The 16,748-nt window shown below is 70.5% G+C and carries 12 protein-coding genes; 5 read left to right on the top strand and 7 right to left on the bottom strand.

Annotated features, from left to right (window positions below):
- The first annotated feature begins 213 nt into the window (after positions 1-213).
- The 3 genes from egtB (at position 214) to G6O69_RS12380 (ending at position 3,366) form a co-directional block, all read left to right on the top strand.
- The gene (egtB, locus tag G6O69_RS12390; RefSeq protein WP_172303716.1) at positions 214-1,494 is read left to right on the top strand and encodes an ergothioneine biosynthesis protein EgtB; all 1,281 of its coding nucleotides are present in this window, start codon (positions 214-216) and stop codon (positions 1,492-1,494) included.
- Positions 1,495-1,508: 14 nt separating this feature from the next.
- Complete coding sequence (gene egtD / locus G6O69_RS12385) at positions 1,509-2,510, top strand: L-histidine N(alpha)-methyltransferase (protein WP_172303715.1); 1,002 nt, start codon at positions 1,509-1,511, stop codon at positions 2,508-2,510.
- Between the two features lie 88 nt (positions 2,511-2,598).
- Entirely contained in the window at positions 2,599-3,366 is a 768-nt protein-coding gene (locus G6O69_RS12380; protein WP_172303714.1) for a ClpXP protease specificity-enhancing factor SspB, read from the top strand.
- Positions 3,367-3,462: 96 nt separating this feature from the next.
- Here G6O69_RS12380 and G6O69_RS12375 read toward each other — a convergent pair whose 3' ends face one another.
- The 5 genes from G6O69_RS12375 to G6O69_RS12355 all read right to left on the bottom strand — a co-directional run bounded on the left by G6O69_RS12375 (position 3,463) and on the right by G6O69_RS12355 (position 12,597).
- Positions 3,463-7,404 carry a serine/threonine-protein kinase gene (locus G6O69_RS12375; RefSeq protein WP_172303713.1) on the bottom strand — a complete coding sequence of 1,314 codons (3,942 nt, stop codon included), beginning with the start codon at positions 7,402-7,404 and terminating at the stop codon, positions 3,463-3,465.
- Between the two features lie 161 nt (positions 7,405-7,565).
- Positions 7,566-9,185, bottom strand: coding sequence for a hypothetical protein (locus G6O69_RS12370; RefSeq protein WP_172303712.1), 1,620 nt, complete (start codon positions 9,183-9,185; stop codon positions 7,566-7,568).
- A 20-nt stretch (positions 9,186-9,205) separates the two neighbouring features.
- Positions 9,206-10,210, bottom strand: coding sequence for a hypothetical protein (locus tag G6O69_RS12365; protein WP_172303711.1), 1,005 nt, complete (start codon positions 10,208-10,210; stop codon positions 9,206-9,208).
- Between the two features lie 2 nt (positions 10,211-10,212).
- A complete protein-coding gene (locus G6O69_RS12360; RefSeq protein WP_172303710.1) occupies positions 10,213-10,989 on the bottom strand; it encodes a hypothetical protein in 777 nt (258 codons plus the stop codon).
- Between the two features lie 216 nt (positions 10,990-11,205).
- Positions 11,206-12,597 carry a hypothetical protein gene (locus G6O69_RS12355; RefSeq protein ID WP_172303709.1) on the bottom strand — a complete coding sequence of 464 codons (1,392 nt, stop codon included), beginning with the start codon at positions 12,595-12,597 and terminating at the stop codon, positions 11,206-11,208.
- A 166-nt stretch (positions 12,598-12,763) separates the two neighbouring features.
- Here G6O69_RS12355 and G6O69_RS12350 point away from each other — a divergent pair, with 166 nt between their 5' ends.
- Positions 12,764-13,729, top strand: coding sequence for a site-specific DNA-methyltransferase (locus G6O69_RS12350; protein WP_346017034.1), 966 nt, complete (start codon positions 12,764-12,766; stop codon positions 13,727-13,729).
- Between the two features lie 25 nt (positions 13,730-13,754).
- Here G6O69_RS12350 and G6O69_RS12345 read toward each other — a convergent pair whose 3' ends face one another.
- Positions 13,755-14,483, bottom strand: a complete 729-nt coding sequence (locus G6O69_RS12345) for a hypothetical protein (protein WP_172301240.1) — start codon at positions 14,481-14,483, stop codon at positions 13,755-13,757.
- Between the two features lie 96 nt (positions 14,484-14,579).
- On the opposite strand from G6O69_RS12345, the gene G6O69_RS12340 reads away from it, so the two are divergent.
- Positions 14,580-15,032 (top strand): GFA family protein, encoded by a 453-nt coding sequence (locus G6O69_RS12340; RefSeq protein ID WP_172303707.1) that lies wholly within the window; start codon positions 14,580-14,582, stop codon positions 15,030-15,032.
- Positions 15,033-15,120: 88 nt separating this feature from the next.
- On the opposite strand, the gene G6O69_RS12335 is transcribed toward G6O69_RS12340, so the two are convergent.
- On the bottom strand, positions 15,121-16,662 hold the full coding sequence (locus G6O69_RS12335) for a hypothetical protein (RefSeq protein WP_176396791.1): 1,542 nt from the start codon (positions 16,660-16,662) through the stop codon (positions 15,121-15,123).
- Between the last annotated feature and the right edge of the window lie 86 nt (positions 16,663-16,748).

Here is a 16,748-nt window from a genome sequence, read left to right as displayed (position 1 = left end):
CGAGGCGCGAGGAGGGAGTTTGTCGGGCACAAATGACTGACGAGCAACGAAGTCAGCGGCCGGTGCTCCAAGCCTGGGGCCCTTCAAGTCCTCTGCCGCGCACACTAGCGTCCGCGGCGGCCGGCCCGCCGGCCTGCGATGCGCTCCCCACCCGTCCCCGCCCCACTTTCGAGATCGGTGTTTCGTGTTAGCTTGTCGCCCGCGGAGGAGCCCATGCCCAGCAAAATCCCCCCACGCTCTCGCTACGACGCCGTGCGGGCGCAGACGCTGGCCTTGTGTGAGCCGCTCGAGGTCGAGGACCACGTCGTGCAGACCATGCCCGACGTCAGCCCGCCCAAGTGGCACCTCGCACACACCACGTGGTTCTTCGAGGCCATGGTGCTCGAGCGCTTCGTGCCCGGCTACGCGGTCCACGACCCGGCCTACGGCTACCTCTTCAACAGCTACTACGAGAGCGTGGGCCCGCGCTGGAACCGTCCCCAGCGGGGGGTGCTCAGCCGGCCCACGGTCGCGCAGGTCCGCGACTATCGCCTCGCCGTCGACGCGGCCATGCGCGCCTTCCTCGAGCGCGGCGACGCCCCCGCCGAGGCCGGGCCGATCATCGAGATTGGCCTGCACCACGAGCAGCAGCACCAAGAGCTGCTCGTCACCGACACCAAGCACATCTTCGCCCAAAACCCGCTGCGTCCGCGCTACCACCAGCTTCCTGGCTCGGGCTCGGGCTCGGGCTCGGGCTCGGGCTCGGGCTCGGGCTCGGGCGAGACCCCGCGGGCCTGCGCCCAGACCTGGCGCGCCTTCGAGGGCGGCCGCCGCGAGCTCGGCTGGGACGCGCCCGAGTTTTGCTTCGACAACGAGCGCCCCCGCCACAGCGCCTGGCTCGAGCCCTTCGAGCTCGCCGGGCGCTGCGTGACCAACGGCGAGTACCTCGAGTTCATGGCCGACGGCGGCTACACCTCGCCGGGCCTGTGGCTCAGCGATGGCTGCGAGGTCCTGCGCTGCGAGGGCTGGGAGGCGCCGCTCTACTGGGAGCAGCGCGACGGCCAGTGGTGGCAGATGACCATGCACGGCTTGCAGGCCGTGGTCGCCGACGAGCCGGTCTGCCACCTGAGCTTCTACGAGGCCGACGCCTACGCGCGCTGGGCCGGGGCGCGCCTGCCCACCGAAGAAGAATGGGAGATCGCCGCCCAGGACCTCGGCCCGCGCGAGCCCCTGGCCACCCTCGACGGCGGCCGCCTCCACCCCCAGGTCGAGGGCGAGCCCTTCCGCCTGCTCGGCAACCTGTGGGAGTGGACCGCCAGCCCCTACCGCCCCTACCCGGGCTTTCGCGCCTTCGACGGCTCCCTCGCCGAGTACAACGGCAAATTCATGATGAACCAGATGGTGCTCCGCGGGGGCTCGTGCGCGAGCCCTGCCAACCACCTGCGGATCACCTATCGCAACTTCTTTCAGCCCGAGAAGCGCTGGCAGTTCACCGGCCTGCGCCTCGCTCGCTGAACCGGACGAGCCTCATGTCTGCAATCACGACCCTCGACCCCAGCAAACTCGAGAGCAACGAGCGCGAGCAGTTCGCCCTCGACGTGCTCATGGGCCTGAGCACCGAGCGCCGCTCCTTGCCCAGCAAGTACTTCTACGACGCCGAAGGCAGCCGCCTGTTCCAGAAGATCACCAGCCTCGCGGAGTACTACCCCACGCGCTGCGAGGCCGAGATCCTCCGCCAGCACCGCGACGAGATGGTCGAGCTGCTCAGCAGCCGACCCACGACCATCGTCGAGCTCGGCGCCGGCGACGGGACCAAGACCCGGATCCTGCTCGAGGCCTGCGCCAAGCGGAAGCTCGACATCGAGTACGTGCCCGTGGACATCTCCCGCGACGCGCTCGAGTGGCTGGTCGACGCCCTGCAAGACGAGCTCCCCGAGATCCCGACCCGCGGCATCGTCAGCGAGTACTTCGACGCGCTGCGCTGGCTCAACGTCGAGAACTCCGAGCGCCGCAAGCTCGTACTGATGCTCGGCTCGAACATCGGCAACTTCAACCCGGCTCAGACCCGGGTGTTCATGCGCACGCTGTGGAATTCCTGCAACCCCGGCGACCTCGTGCTCACGGGCTTCGACCTCAAAAAAGACATCGACGTGATGCTCGCGGCCTACAACGACCGCGAGGGCGTGACCCGCGACTTCAACCTCAACTTGCTGCGGCGGATCAACACCGAGCTCGACGGCGACTTCAACCTCGCCAGCTTCCAGCACTTCGGGACCTACAACGTGTTCTCCGGGGCGATGGAGAGCTACCTCGTCAGCCTCCGCCGGCAGGAGGTCTCGATCGGCGCGCTCAACAAGAGCTTCACCTTCGATCCCTGGGAGCCGATCTTCGTCGAGTACAGCTTCAAGTTCCTGACCTCCGACGTCGAGGACCTCGCGCGCGAGACGGGCTTTCGACCCGTGGGCGCCTGGCAAGACGAGCGCGGGTGGTTCACCGACGCGCTGTGGCGCGTGCACAAAGAGCTGGTCTGACGCGTCACCAGGCTCCGCCGAGCGCCTGATTCCGCGGCGCCGCGGCGCGCCATGGAATCAGGCGCCATTCTTGGTACCCTGGCCGCTCATGCATCCGATCCAGCGCGCGATCGAGTCGCTCCACGAAAACGAGCGCTGCCCCCGTCTGCACGTCGACGTGACCCACGCCCAGGCGGTCTGCCCCGACTTCGTGCGCGAGCAGTGGAAGCAGCAGCTGGTCATCGACCTCGACCCCAGCTACCCCCTCGAGCTCGCCTTCACCGAGGTCGGCGTCGAGGCAGACCTTTCTTTTGGCGGCTACGTCACCCGCTGCGTGTTCCCCTGGGACGCGATCTACGTGGTCGTCGACCGCGAGACCGGGCGCGGCCTGGTGTTCGAGGAGCGCATGCCCCAGGCCGTGCGCGAGCAACGGGGCAAGACAAAGGCCAAGCCAAAGCCAAAGCCAAAGCCCGGCCCCAAGCTCGTGGTCGAGGGCGCCGGCGAAGATAGCGGTGCAGACACCGACGCCGACGCCAACACGGAGGCCGCGACCCCGGCGGCCGAGGACCCCACGCTCACCAAGGTCCGCGCGGACACGAGCGCGCGCCGGCCTCGGAGGCGCAAGCGCAAGAAGACCGAGGACGACGCGGCCGCCAGCTCGACCAGCGGCACGAGCCTCGAGGCCGCCGAGGACTCTGGCGACGACGCCGCCCCGAGCGATGTCGAGGACCCGAAGGCCGACGCCGACGCCGACGCCGACGTGACCGCAGCCGCGGCCGACACCGACGAGCAGCCCGAGATCGACGCCAGCGAGCGCGAGGCCAGGAGCCGGCGCGCGGCCTTCAAGGTCATCGGCGGCGGCGGCGGCGACGACTGAGAGTCTGTGACTCTTTCCCCCAGGCGACGCACCTGAGGACGCGCGGGAAAGATTTACAGACTCGGAGCCGCCAGCACTGAGCGGAGCCGAGCCCGCTCAGCCGTGGCGCGGGACCAGCCAGTCGACCAGGCCCTGGGCGCCGGGTACGGCCTGCTCGCTCAGGTAGGCCTCGGCGCTGGCCTGGTACTCGGCGGACTCTCGCCCGCTGGTGAGCTCGGACAGGCGCAGGCGCACCACGGCGAGCATCGCCAGCTGACCGCGCTCGAGGAACTCGAGCTCCGCCGCTCGCCAGCTGCGGCGCGTGGCCTCGCGGTCGTTCATCAGCGAGTGCTGCGCGGCCTCGTGGATGTGCGCCTGTCCGCGAAAGAAGGGGTCTCGGTAGCGGTGGTGGCGCTTGCAGCTCGCGCGCACGCGGTCGAGGAGCTCGCGCCTCGCCGGCGCCTGCAAGGCCGCCCGGACGACGCAGCGATCTTCGGCCTGGGCGATGTAGTCGCGGACCGAACGCAGCCGGTGCAGCCCGTTGTCGCGCGCGCGCGCGGCGATGACCTCGACCTGGGCGAAGCCGGCCTCGAGCTCGCCCGCGAAGAGGTGCACGTCGAGGGCGGCGAGGTCCAAGGTCAGCCCGGGGAGCGTGAAGCGATCCGAGCGCCACAGCTCGCGCCCGAGCGCGAGCTGCCGCCGCGCGCCCTCGAGGTCGTTGTCGTAGAGCGAGGCGATCGCCGCCAGGCCGTGCAGCGAGGCGAGCTCGTGCAGGTTGCCGCGGGTCCGCGCCGCGCTCAGCCAGCCCGTCATCTCGCGGCGGAGCTCGGCCAGGTAGCCGCCAAGGATGCAGGTCTCGGCGTAGCGAATGGTCGAGAACACGCGCACCCAGTCGGCCCCGGGCACGCTCTCGAGGCGCGCGAGCAGCTGCGCGAAGCGGTCGCGGGCGAGGTTGAGCTTGGCCGAGAACCAGTCGGCCGTGGCCGCGGACAGCTCGATGGTCAGGTCGAGCTGGAGCTCGTCGGCGTGCGCGGCGATCTCTCGACACTGGATCTCGCAGGCCTTGGCGGCCTCGCTGCGCCCGAGCGCGGCCTTGGCCGTGCACGCGTAAGCGAGCATCAGCGCCAGACGCCTGGGCTCGCCGGCCTCCTGGGCGAGGACCAGGGCCCGCGCGTGCAGGGCCTGGGTCGTGACGAGCTCGGTCATCGAGATGCTCGACGCGACCATGGCGACCATGTCGAGGCGAGTGAGCAGCGCCTCGGGGACCTCCGCCTCGCTGCGCAGCGCGGGCGCGCGCCCAAACGAGCGCAGCCACAGCCGCGCGCGCTGACTGATGAACATCCACGCCGCGCCCCAAAAGCTGCGCGGCATGGACTCCCCGAGGGCCGCGAGCAGCTCGCGGCTGAGCGCGAGCCCCTCGTCGAGGCGACCCGAGCGCAGCAGCTGCTCGGCGGCCAGGCGCCGGAGCTCCCGGGCCTCGTCCCGCCCCACACCGACGGCCAGCTCGAGCAAGAGGTCGGCGGCCTCGGACCCGTGGCCGAGGTAGATCAGCTGATGCGCCAGGCCCAGCTGCAAGGACCGGCGACGCAGCTCGGAGGCGCCCTTGGGCAGCAGCTCGAGGGTCCAGCGATAGAGCTCGACGGCGCGGGCGAAGGCCAGGGCCCCGGCGGCCGCCTCCGCCGCCTGCTCGGCGTACTCGGCCGCTCGCTCGGTGTTGCCGCCCAGGGCAAAGTGCTCGGCGAGGGTCTCGAGGTCGGCCCCGGGGCCCGAGAGCGCCCCCGCCAGCTGAAGGTGAAGCCCACGCAGCTCGACGAGCTCGAGCTCGCCAACGACGAGCTTGCGGATCCGGCCGTGGGCCGTGTTCACCGCCAGCTTCGCCAGCCCGAGCAGCCCCGACTGCGAGGACTGATAGGCGTCTCGTGACGATGACGATGACGATGACGATGATGCTGATGACGCTGATGACGCTGACGCTGACGTGACGCCTCGGGCCTCGCCCTCTTCGAGGCAGGCGCGGACGAGCAGGCCGAGCCTGCACAGCTCGTCGATGAGCGCCTCGACTTGCGCCTGGGGCGTGGGGGCGAAGATCTCGACGAGCACCGCCACTGGCAGCGGCCCGCCGGCGATCGCCACCGCCGCGAGCAGCCGGCGGCTCTCGGCGTCGAGGCCGACCACCCGCCGGGTGACGAGCTGATCGATGTCGTCCTCGTCGACGTCGGAGCTCACGGCGCCGAGAACGAGCTGCTCGAGGTGAAAGGGGTTGCCGCGCGCCCGCTCGACGAAGGCGTGGGCGAGGTCGAGATCCACCGCCTCGCCCATGAGCCGCTCGGCCAGCGCGAGCCCCTCTTGGGTGGTCATGGGCGCGAGCTCGAGCATCTGCCCGTCGACACCCGCGAGAGACTCGGCCAGGCCCAAGCTCGCGAGGGTGGCCCCGCACGACCTCGGCTCGGCGCCCCCCTCGCTCACCCCCTGACACGCACCGAGCAAGACCAACACCCTCGGCGAATTCGGCGGACGCATCAGCGCCCCGAGCAGGTCCCCGCTGTCGCGCTTGGCCCACTGGAAGTCGTCGATGCACAAGACCACGGGCTTGCGCGCGCTCAGCCGCCCAAGCAGCTCGCGCAGCGCGATCGTGCCCAGCCGGCGCAGCTCCGTCAGCGCGCCGCCGCGACCCTCGAGCGCGGCGCCCTGCGCTGGCCACACCGCCCCGAGCACCGGAAAGATCCGGATCAGCGCGGCCACATTGCGCGGCCGGAGAGCCTCGCGCTCGATCTCCGAGAGCCGACACAGCTGGACCGAGAGCGCGTCGACGATCGCGTCGACCCCCTTGTAGGGGACGGACTCGCGCTCGAAGCAGCGCCCCGAGAGGATCAGCGCCCCGCGCTCGCGCCGGGCCCGAGCCAGGAAGCGGCGCAGCAGGGATGACTTGCCCATGCCCGGGGCACCTTTGACGAGCACGGCCTGGGCCGCGTGGGTCTGCGCGACGTCGCGCAAGGCCGCGTCGAGGACCTCGAGCTCGCGCTCGCGCCCCACGAAGGTCTCCCTGGCCCTGGCCCGCGCCATCACGCCCCGGCTCTGCTCGCGCTCGCGCGTGCGCGTCGGGGCGACGCCCGCGACCGAGTCTTCGATGTCCTCGAGGCGAGCGAGGAGCTCGAGCCCCGAGGGCCGCTGCGCCGGATCCCAGGCCATCAGCTGCATGCACAGCGCCCCGAGCTCCTCGGGGATCGCGGGGACCTTGGCGCGCGGATCCGGGAGCTTGCCCTCTTGCTTTTGCAGCATGATCTGCAGGGCCGAGCCCTTATAGGGCAGCTCACCGGTCAGGCACTCGTAGAGCATCACGCCCACGGCGTAGTAGTCGGCGGGCGTCCCGACCTTGCCGGCGACGGCCTGCTCCGGCGCCATATAGGCCGGCGTGCCGATCAGCGCGCCGTCGTGGGTCAGGCCGGCGTCGACGTTCGAGGGCTCCGAGACCAGGCCAAAGTCGAGGATCACCACCCGACCTTCGCGGGTGACCAGGACGTTCGAAGGCTTGACGTCGCGATGCAGACGCTGGGAGAGGTGCAGGTGCTGCAGCCCGGCGAGCAGCTGGCGGACGGCCCGGTTGAGCCGCACGAGGTTGGGGAGGTGCCGCTGGGGAGCCCGACCGCGGACGTAGCGGGTGAATTCGGAGCCGTCGATCAGCTCCATGGTGAAGAAGGGCTGCGTCCCCCGGAGCACGACCAGCTCGTGAAGGCTGATCAAGTTGGGGTGGGTGACGTCGGCGAGGGCTCGAAACTCGCGCTTGAAGCGATAGAGCGCCGTGGGGCTGACGCGACCGAGGACCTTGAGCGCGTAGATCTCTTCGCTCGGCAGGTGTAAGGCTGCAAACACCTCTCCCATGCCACCAATGCCCAAACGCTGCTCGAGGCGATATTCGCCGAGCTCCTGTCCAGGGGCGACGTCGGCGTCGATCCGCTCCGTGTCTCGCGTCCCGAGCTCGACGACCTCGGTCAGCAGCGGACCCGTCGATCGCGCCTTCGCGTAGCCGACGGTATCCAAGAGCAGATTTGAACTCTCCACAGTCACGATGTTTGCCAGCTACGAAGGCGGGTGATGCCCTCCCTTTCCAAGCTGGCACGAGTACATGGAGCGCGCGAGCCCCAACCTGCTCTTTGTCGATCTACACGCGCGAACGCGGCTCTACCTGCGCGTTCGAGGAGCCGCGGCGAGTCGCCACGCGCTCAGAGCAAGTCGACCGCTCCGGCCGCCGTGGGGCTCTCGTCGTCGCCGATGGTCTGCGTGTTGGCGTAGCCGAGGCGCCCGTCGCTGTTTCGCCCCCAGCACAGCAGCTCGTAGCCCTCGAGCAGCGCGCAGCTGTGCTCTTGGCCGGCGGTGATCATGATCGCGTGATCCCCCAGCTCGACCGTAGCGACGGCCGTCGGGAGCTCGTCGTCCCCCACGTTGCCGGCCATCCCCAGGCCTAGCTGGCCATAGTTGTTGGCGCCCCAACAACGCACGTCACCCGTGCCGAGCAGCGCACAATTGTGGCGGTCCCCCGCGGCGATGGCCACCGCCGGCCCACCCAGGGCGATCGGCTCGAGGCCCGCAGGGTGCTCGCCTTCGCCGTCTCCCCAATCCTCGCCATGGCCCTGACCAAGTTGGCCACGGTTGTTTCGACCCCAGCACACGACCTCCCCGGAGGAGAAGAGCGCGCAGCTGTGCTCGCCGCCGAGGGCGAGCTGGCTGACCGTCCCGGCGACCGTCGGCGGGTAGAGGTCGATGTCGCCGGCGTCCGAGGGCGGCTCGTTGTCGCCGATCTGATCCGTGCCGCCGTAGCCCAGCTGGCCGCGGGAGGCCGCCCCCCAGCAGCGCGCCTGACCGTCGCTGGTCAGGGCGCAGCTGTGCCTGCGCCCGGCGACCGCCGCGGTCGGCGTGGCGCCCACGAACACCAGGGGCGCGGCGGAGGGCAGCTCGTCGTCGCCCACGTAGTTCCCGAGGCCGCCGGCCCCTCCCAGGCCCAGGCGACCGTTGAAGCCGACGCCCCAGCAGCGCAGCTTGGCGCCCTCGAGGCGCGCGCAGGCGTGATACTCGTCGACGCTCACCGCCAGGGGCGTGCCGCCGAGCTCGACGGCCGCGAGCTCGGCGAGGGTCTCGTCGTCGCCGACGCTCTCGGTGTCGCCGTAGCCCAGCTGACCAAAGTCGTTTTGACCCCAGCAGCGGACCTGGCCGTCGACGAAGCGGCCGCAGCTGTGAAAGCCGCCGAGGGCGATGGACTCGATCGCCAGGGGCAAGACCAGGTCGCCGGCGCTCGCGGGGGTCTCGTTGTCCCCGATGTTTTCGGTGTTGCCGTAGCCGAGCTTGCCGTAGCTCCCGCCGCCCCAGCAGCGCAGCCGCCCGCCCTCGATCAGCGCACAGGTGTGCTCGGCCCCGGCGTCGATCTGGAGGATCTCGGTGCGCGTGCAGTCGTTGTCGCAGCCGTTGCCGTCGATCCCGTCGGCGTCGTCGCACTGCTCACCGGCGTCGAGGGCCCCGTTGCCGCACAGCGCCACGCACACCCCCGCGCTGCACATGAAGCCCGAGTCACAGCTGCCGGGGGTACACGCGCAGCCCTCGGTTCCACAGTCCTCGCCGCTGCCCTCGTCGCCGGACTCCGCCCCCTCGGTCGCGCAGATCCCGTGTTCACAGACGAGCCCGGGATCGCAGGCGCCCCCGGGAGTGCACGCGCAGTCGAGCGCGCCGAGGTTGCAGGCCCCGTCCGCGGACGACTCCGTGTCGCCCGAGTCGACGGCGCTGCCCTCCACCACGGGGCCGCAGCCGAGCGCGAGCATGACGGCGAAGAGCGCGAGGTGCCTGCGTGCCATGGCAGGCAGGATATATCAGCTCAGCCCCACTTGACCGGCACGCCGTCGGTCAACACGGCCTCGGCGAAGTGCTTTTGCGCGGCGACCATGACCATGACCACGTCGCCCACCGTGCCCTCGCCCACGTCGATGATGATCGCCCCCTTGTTGGGGTAGCGCTTCTTGACCTTGGCCAGCTCCGCGGCCAGATCTTTCCAGCCCGTGCCGGTGATCTTGGGCGTGAAGCGCGGGTGCGCGGCGCTGATCTCGAAGCTCTCGCCGGCGCCCAAGGTCACGCGTAGGCCCAGGGCGCTATCGCCAGGCGCCACGCGAACCCCGCCAGGCGGGAGCAGATAAAAGGGTCGCGCGCGCAGACCCGCGTTGCCGCCGTTGACCAGCAAGCTGAAGTTCGGCGGCACCCCAGGGCGGGTCTCCGCCGCCGCGTAGGCGAGCTCGACCAGGGTCTTGCCCGGCACGCTCGCCTCGAGGCCAAAGACCACGCGCGAGGGCACCTCGACCGCGAGCAGCTGGGCCTCCTCGAGGGTGGTCAGCCACACCCGGCGAAAGCCCGCCCAGAGCACGGCCTTGCAGCCGCTCTTGCACTCGCGCGAGGCCGGTCCCGGGGGGACCACGCCGTCTTGGAGGTCGAGCAGCTTTTGATCGAAGAGCTGGAGCTCCTGGGGCGAGGCCGTCACGTAGAGCCCGGGCTCGACGGTCGCGCCGTTGGCCGTGGGCAGGTTCTCCGAGCCGAAGAGCGCGTTGATCTGCGTGAGCAAGACCGTGTCGAAGCCCTGCAGGACCTCCGGCGTGGCCTGAGCCATGAGCAGCTCTCGCAGCGGCGGCGCGGGCAGGTCGACGCGGCTCGACTCGAGCGCGACGAGCGAGCGCCGGGCGTCGATCAGCGGCGCCCCGAGCTCCCCGCTCAGCGCGGCCGCGGCCACCGCTTCGGCCTCGGCCTCGGCCTGTATCGCGGCCTGATGCGTCTGGATCTGAATCTGGGTCTGCGCGGCGAGCAAGGCCGCGGTCACGAGTGCGAGCTTGGCCATGATCAAAACTCCTCGACGGCGAGCGGCAGCCAGTTACTGTCGATGGTCCCCTCGCGGACCACGCCCAAGGTGGTCGAGCTGCTCGGGGTGCGCGTCCGCAGCCGACCTTCGACCACTTCCTCGCTGGGTTGGTGGCCGCCGAGCCAGGGCGGCAGCATGGTCAACATGCCGACGACCACCTGGCGCTCCTCCTCGAGCGCCGTCGCCACCCAGATCTCGTAGGGGTCGCCGTAGCAGGTCATGTGCACGAGCCAGCCGTCGCTGAGGCCATCTTCGACCTCGCCCTTCAGGGCGTCGACGACGGCCGCCAGATCGTTGCGCCACAGCCCCAACCCCTCCATGCGGGTCTGCACGCGCGCGACCAGCTTGGGCAGCACCTCGGTCATCGGCGCGGCCGACTCGGGCTTGCACTCGGCCCCGCGCAGGGGCTCGCGGAAGCGCCCGGCCTGGACGACCAGGCGATCCTGGATCGACAACGGGTCGCGGTGGTGCTCGAGCTCGCGCTGGAGCGAGCGCAGGATCGAGGTCGGCGAGCCGGCGCCCAGCCAGTTGAGCAGCGAGAAGGCGTCCCAGGAGCCCTGCTTGGGGTCCCGGCGCACGCAGCCTCCGCCCTCGCTCTCGACGCAGTGCACGAAGGACTGCGCCGCGCGGCGAGCGGGCTCTGCTGGCCCCACGGTCTCGCTCGTTGTCGTGGTCGTCTTGCAGGCGCTCAGCGCCAGCAGGGCCAGGGCCGCCGCGAGGGGCCCGAGCGGTCGAGATCGCGACGCAAGGCTGGTCATAGCTGGCCGAGCAGTAGCAGGGCCGACGCGCACACGGCAACAAAAGGGGGGATCGGGCACCTCGCCGGGCCCAAAGCGGCCGTCACTCGGCCCCATCTCGCCCGCACCTCGCCCGCACCTCGGTCGTCATCGGCCGCCACCCCCGCCATCTCTGCCCTCATCCCATCCCTGCCAGCCATCCCGTGGCCGGGGATCCCGCGGGCGCCTCAGCGAAGCTCACTCGGACCCCGCGGCCGGCGGCGCGAGGCGAGACGCAGGTGGCGGTGGCGCGCCATCACCACGCAGCCAGCGGATCTCACTCGCCGCGCGCCCTTCGACGGGCGCCTCTCCCTGCGCCCCGGGCTCGCGCGGCGCCCCTTCTTTCGCCGTCGTCGTCATCGTCGTCGTCGTCATCGTCTGCTCCCCCATCTCGGGCAGCCGCGCCGGGCCGTCCCCGAGCACGTCGACGTCCTCGAGCGCCCCGGCCTCCCCGGCGAGACCCTCCAGCTCGAAGGTCGAGATCTCGAGCGCCGGATCCACCGGCACCACCCGCAGGTGTCCCTCCGCCCCCACGAACCACCCGCGCCCGCGGTCGTCGAAGTCGCTCAGACGCAGCGCCTCGCAGTCGGGGAACTCCCGGGTCTGCTCGCTCGGCGCCCACGCCTGGCCCGGCCGATCGAGCGCGAGCACGCTCAGCTCGCAGCGAGCGCGCGCGAAAATCGCGACGCCGCCGCGGCCATCGAAGGCCATCGCGCGCTCGTCCAGGGGCTCGTCGAAGCGCAGTCGCGCCCTGACGCCCTGCGCGTCGACGTGCAGCAGCGCCCGGGCCGTGAGCAGATAGAGCTCGCCGGTGGGCGACACCCCCCAGTCGCGGATCCTGGGCACGGCCAGCTCGCCCGCGCCGCGCAGGGCCCAGCTCTGGATCCGCGACCACGATCCACTGGGCTCGCGCCGGACCAGCCCAAAGGGCGCCCTGTGGATCAGCCAGGTCCGCCCCTTGGCGTCCACGGACATGCCGAGCAGCGCCTCGACCTCGATGCCGGCCGCAGCCGCGGTCCAGCTGCGGCCCTGCGTCATCTCGGGCGCCTCGATCGTCCACAGCTGCCCCGGCGCGTCGTGATCCAGCAGCCACAGCCCGCCCTCGGGGCCCAGGTCGAGCTCGTCGGCCTCGGCCAGCGCCGAGTCGAAGCGCAGGCGGGTCACGAAGGCCCCCGTCTCGTGCTCGTGCCCGTGCTCGTGCTCGAGGCGGTGCACGCCGAGCGCGTCGATCATCACCAGGGCCTCGTCCGGCGCGGTCACGATCTGGCGCAGCGGCGCGTCCCAGACCAGCGCCCAGCCGCGCTCGTCGAGGTGAAGGAGGCGTCGATCTCCGAATTCGAGGTAGGCCACGCCGCCGACCGGCGGCGGCGCGAGCGAGCGACGACTGCTCCCCGCAGACCGAGCTCGCTCCCGCGTGCGCGGCTGCGCCTGCTCGCCCGGCTCGATCTTCCCGCCCGGCTGCGCCTGCTCGAGCCGCGCTGCGCCCTCGATCGACGCCACCTCCTCGGCCTGCTGCGCCTGCTCGGCGCGACAGCCCAGGGCGAGCACCCCGAGCAGACAAAGAGCATCTCGCGCGGGCCTGCGCTGCATCACTGCGCACCTCAACACCTGTACGTCTCCACCGGTGAACGAGCGTATCGAAGCGGCGGCCCATCGCACGAGGGGATCGTTCCTGCAACAAAGCGGCGCATGTGATCCCCGAGGATCGATGTGTCGAAAAATCGCTGATGATCGATCCAGCCCCCAGCATCGACGCGTGGCGACGAAAAAGCGCAGCTCGAAGAAGACGACCTCGACCAAGCGCGTGCGCGCGAGCAAGACCAGCGCGGCCAAGCGCAGCAGCTTGCCCCCCGGCCGCGTTCGAATCAGCGCCCTACCTTCGTCCACCGACGCCGAGGCGGAGGCCGAGGCCAGCCACGCCCACCCCGGCGAGTACTGGAGCTCCCCCGACGGCCGCGCGCGGCTGATCTCCGGCGACAGCCTGGAGGTCCTCGCGGCCCTGCCCGAGCGCAGCGTCGACGTGATCTTCGCGGACCCGCCCTACTTCTTGAGCAACGGCGGGACCACCTGCCAGGCCGGCAAGCGCGTCAGCGTCAACAAGGGCAAGTGGGACGCGAGCATGGGCGCCGAGGACAACCACGGCTTCAACCTGCGCTGGCTCGAGGCCTGCCAGCGCCTGCTCACCGACGACGGCACGATCTGGGTCTCGGGCACCTCGCACGTGATCTACTCCGTGGGCTACGCCATGCAGAAGCTCGGCTTCAAGATGCTCAACGACGTGGTCTGGGAGAAGCCCAACCCGCCGCCCAACCTCTCGTGCCGCTACTTCACCCACAGCACCGAGCTCGTGCTGTGGGCGGCCAAGACCCGCAAGAGCAAGCACTACTACGACTACCCCGAGATGAAGCAGCGCAACGGGAACAAGCAGATGAAGAACGTCTGGCGCTTCCCGGCCCCGGGCAAGTCGGAGAAGAGCCACGGCCGCCACCCCACGCAAAAGCCGCTCGCGCTCCTCGACCGCCTACTGGTCGCGAGCTGCCCCGAGGGCGGGCGCGTGCTCGATCCCTTCAACGGCAGCGGGACCACCGGCGTGGCCGCCGTCCGCCTCGGACACAGCTACACCGGCATCGAGCGCGAGTCCGAGTACCTCGAGCTCTCGCGCTCGCGGCTGCTCGCCGAGGTCCCCGAGTGGGGCGTCGAGCCGGCCCGCGCGGTCGGCTGAGCCCCGCGCAGGCCGCTGCGCCGCCTCACTCGTCGCTGGGCTGCGCCTCCTGCTGAGCCTGCGCCTCTTGCCTGGCCTGCTCCTCCATCAGGGCCTGCGTCGCGGCGAGGTCCTCGAGCTGGCGCTCGTACGCCTCGGCTTCGGCCTCGGCCTGCCTCTGCTTGTCCGCGATCGCCTCGAGCTCGCGCTCGACCTCGTCCTCTTCGAGCCCGAGCGCGAAGGCGCGGCCGCTTTCGAGGTCGAGCACCCCGTCGACGATCTCCTCGGTCGCGTCGGGGCCCGTGGACTCGGTGTCCACGATCGCCACGCCCTTGCCGCGGGTACCGACGACTTTGTAGTGAAAGTACTCCGGCCGCTCGTCCTCGGCCGTCGCCTCCCAGTCGAGGTCACACTCGAGGTCCTCGCCGAGCTGCCTGACGACGATGGGGTCCTCGGAGAGCGCGTCGCAGACCTCGCTTTGGAGCATCGAGGTGCCCAAGGCCACGCAGCTACCCACCAGGCCCACGCAGCCGACGACGACCACGAGGATGATCGTCAGCGTGCGCTTGCCCGAGTCGCGGCCCTGCGGCGGCTGGCCAAAGCTTTGCGGCGGCTGCCCGTACCCCTGTGGCGGCTGACCGTAACCCTGCGGCGGCTGGCCGTAGCCCTGCGGCGGCTGTCCGTAACCCTGCGGCGGCTGACCGTAGCCCTGCGGCGGCGGCTGCCCATGACCCTGGGGTCCGTTCGGAGGTGATCCTGGCGGTGGGTAGCTCATCCCCGAGATGATATCAGCCCGCTGACAGCTGCACCCCCGACCGCGGCAGCCTTCGCCAGGTGACAAGCTCGCCTCGCACCGCCAACATCGCCGGTCATGACGAACACCACCGAGCCACGCGACCCCATCACCGGCTCGTGCGCCTGCGGGGGGATCCGCTACCGCATCGACGGCGCCCTGAAGAACGCCCGCTCTTGTCACTGCTCGCGCTGTCGCAAAACCTTCAGCGGACAAGCCTCTGCCTACGCCGAGGTCGATCCCGAGGCGACCTTCACCTGGACCCAGGGCGAGGCCCTGCTCACTCGCTTCGAGACCATGCCGGAGTTTGGGTTGGCCTTTTGCAGCCGCTGCGGCTCGACACTGTGCGGCACCCACCGCGGGCGCGTCCACGGCGTGACCTTGGGCTGCGTCGACGGAGATCCGGGGGTCGTCATCGAGATGCACATCTTCGTGGACTCGAAGGCCCCCTGGGAGGTCATGCCCGAGGGCGTGGTCAGCTACCCCGAGGGGCCCCCCTCGCGCGTCCACGCCAGTCGCGCGCCCACCTGAAATGCGAGACGCCCCAGCGCCAGCTCGACGATCGAGCGCGGCCCTGGGGCGTCCGAGCGTCCGGCTACGGACGCGGGGCTGTGACGGACTAGCCGGGAGGGGGAACGGGGGCGACGTCGCTGGGGATCGGGACCTCGACGTCACCGTAGACCGTCTTGTCCTGCGAGACGATCTCGTGGTCGAGGTCGATCAGCGTGCTGTTCTCGATGCCGCCGCCGCCCAGGGGCGTGCCCTGGAGGCCGTAGACCACGTTGGGCGTGTAGAAGTCGAGGGCGTCGCCGGTCATCCACACGTAGCCGTCCTCGTCCGAGGTGTAGTCGTGGTCGACCCCGCCGGCGGCGCTATAGGGCAGCAGCTCGCCGACGACGTAGTTGGTGCCCTGCGAGACCCACACGCCGTCCTCGTAGTCGTAGTCGAAGGTCGTCGACTGGTGGGCGCTGGTCTGCATGTCGCCGTACATGGTCCGCTGGGCGATCAGCATCCAGCCGTCGTGGGCGAAGCTGATGTCCGAGACCGGCTGCGAGGTGTTGCTGACCGGCGGGACGTCGATCTCCTTCTTGGCCGTGGCCGCGTCCGGGACCCCGTCGTCATCGACGTAGGCGACGGACCAGATCTCGTTGTTGTGCTCGGCGTTGGAGGTCTGCGAGTGCTCCCACCACACGCTGTAGTAGAGCCGCCCGGCGTGGGACTGGACCGCCCACACGCGCTCGCCGAGGGGCGCGAAGGTCCCGTTGGGCTCGTTCGCGTCGTTGGCCGCGCCCATGGTCACGTCGCCGGTGGCGTGGTGGTAGGTGCTGATCACCTCGCCGTTGTTGATGTTGACCTGGTAGATGCGCCCGTCCTCGTGGTTCGCGACGTAGAGGCTCTCGCTGACGCAGTCGTAGTTGATGTTGCCGAAGGCCGGCCCGTTGTTGGGCAGGGTCACGAAGTCGCTGATCTCGCCGGTCTCGGCGTCGATGCGCTTGATCGTGTTGGTGTTGGCCGTCGACCCGTAGACCGTCGAGGGCGCGACGTACATGTTGCCGTAGGAGTCGAGGGTCAGGCCAAAGACCTTGCCGAGGTTGGCCTCGGTCCACTGCGAGTTGTAGTAGAGCGGCGCGAGGTAGTTTTGGTTGGGCGGCGGCGGATCGCCGTCGATGTCGACGATGGTGATCACGTTGGGGGCGCCGCCGCTGTGCGCACGGTGGGTGACGATCGCGATCTTCCGGTCCAGGAAGTCGGCGAAGGCGGGGTCGTCGTAGACCGGGAAGCCACCGGAGGCGCCGTAGGCCTCGGACGCGCGGCACGAGCCGGTCACCGAGTAGCCGGCGTCGCCGATCGGCTCGAGGTCGAACTTCACGCCGCCCTCGTCGTCGTCATCGTCATCGTCGTCGATGTCGTCGTCCGTGGTCTGCCCGTCCGCGCCGTCGGCCGTGCCGTCGGTGGTCGTCCCGCTGGTCCCGGCGTCGCTGCTCGAGCTCTCGTCGTCGCTGCTCCCGCTGCTCTCACCGCTGTCGGAGTCGATCCCCACGCTGGAGGCTTCGTCGCCGCTATCGCTGGCGCCGTCGTCGGAGCAGGCGGTGGTCGACAGGGGTGAGAATGCGAGCGCGAGACAAAGAGGAAACGTGAAACCAGGCTTGACTACGGACATATCGAACTCCTCGAAGGGAGGTCGCAGTCTACCTAGGTCGCTCGGCGCGGAAAACCCGGAATCAGCCCCGTCTTCGAGCACGGGCC

This window comes from Pseudenhygromyxa sp. WMMC2535, from assembly GCF_011083025.2.
The sequence above is the reverse complement of the archived record's forward strand: the minus strand, read 5'-3'. Positions and strand labels throughout refer to the sequence as shown.

Coding starts and splice junctions, on each gene's coding strand:
- G6O69_RS12370 (WP_172303712.1), bottom strand. CDS start 9,185: ATGGCACGCAGGCACCTCGCGCTCTTCGCCGTCATGCTCGCGCTCGGC.
- G6O69_RS12345 (WP_172301240.1), bottom strand. CDS start 14,483: ATGAGCTACCCACCGCCAGGATCACCTCCGAACGGACCCCAGGGTCAT.
- egtD (WP_172303715.1), top strand. CDS start 1,509: ATGTCTGCAATCACGACCCTCGACCCCAGCAAACTCGAGAGCAACGAG.
- G6O69_RS12365 (WP_172303711.1), bottom strand. CDS start 10,210: ATGGCCAAGCTCGCACTCGTGACCGCGGCCTTGCTCGCCGCGCAGACC.
- G6O69_RS12360 (WP_172303710.1), bottom strand. CDS start 10,989: ATGACCAGCCTTGCGTCGCGATCTCGACCGCTCGGGCCCCTCGCGGCG.
- egtB (WP_172303716.1), top strand. CDS start 214: ATGCCCAGCAAAATCCCCCCACGCTCTCGCTACGACGCCGTGCGGGCG.
- G6O69_RS12380 (WP_172303714.1), top strand. CDS start 2,599: ATGCATCCGATCCAGCGCGCGATCGAGTCGCTCCACGAAAACGAGCGC.
- G6O69_RS12335 (WP_176396791.1), bottom strand. CDS start 16,662: ATGTCCGTAGTCAAGCCTGGTTTCACGTTTCCTCTTTGTCTCGCGCTC.
- G6O69_RS12340 (WP_172303707.1), top strand. CDS start 14,580: ATGACGAACACCACCGAGCCACGCGACCCCATCACCGGCTCGTGCGCC.
- G6O69_RS12355 (WP_172303709.1), bottom strand. CDS start 12,597: ATGCAGCGCAGGCCCGCGCGAGATGCTCTTTGTCTGCTCGGGGTGCTC.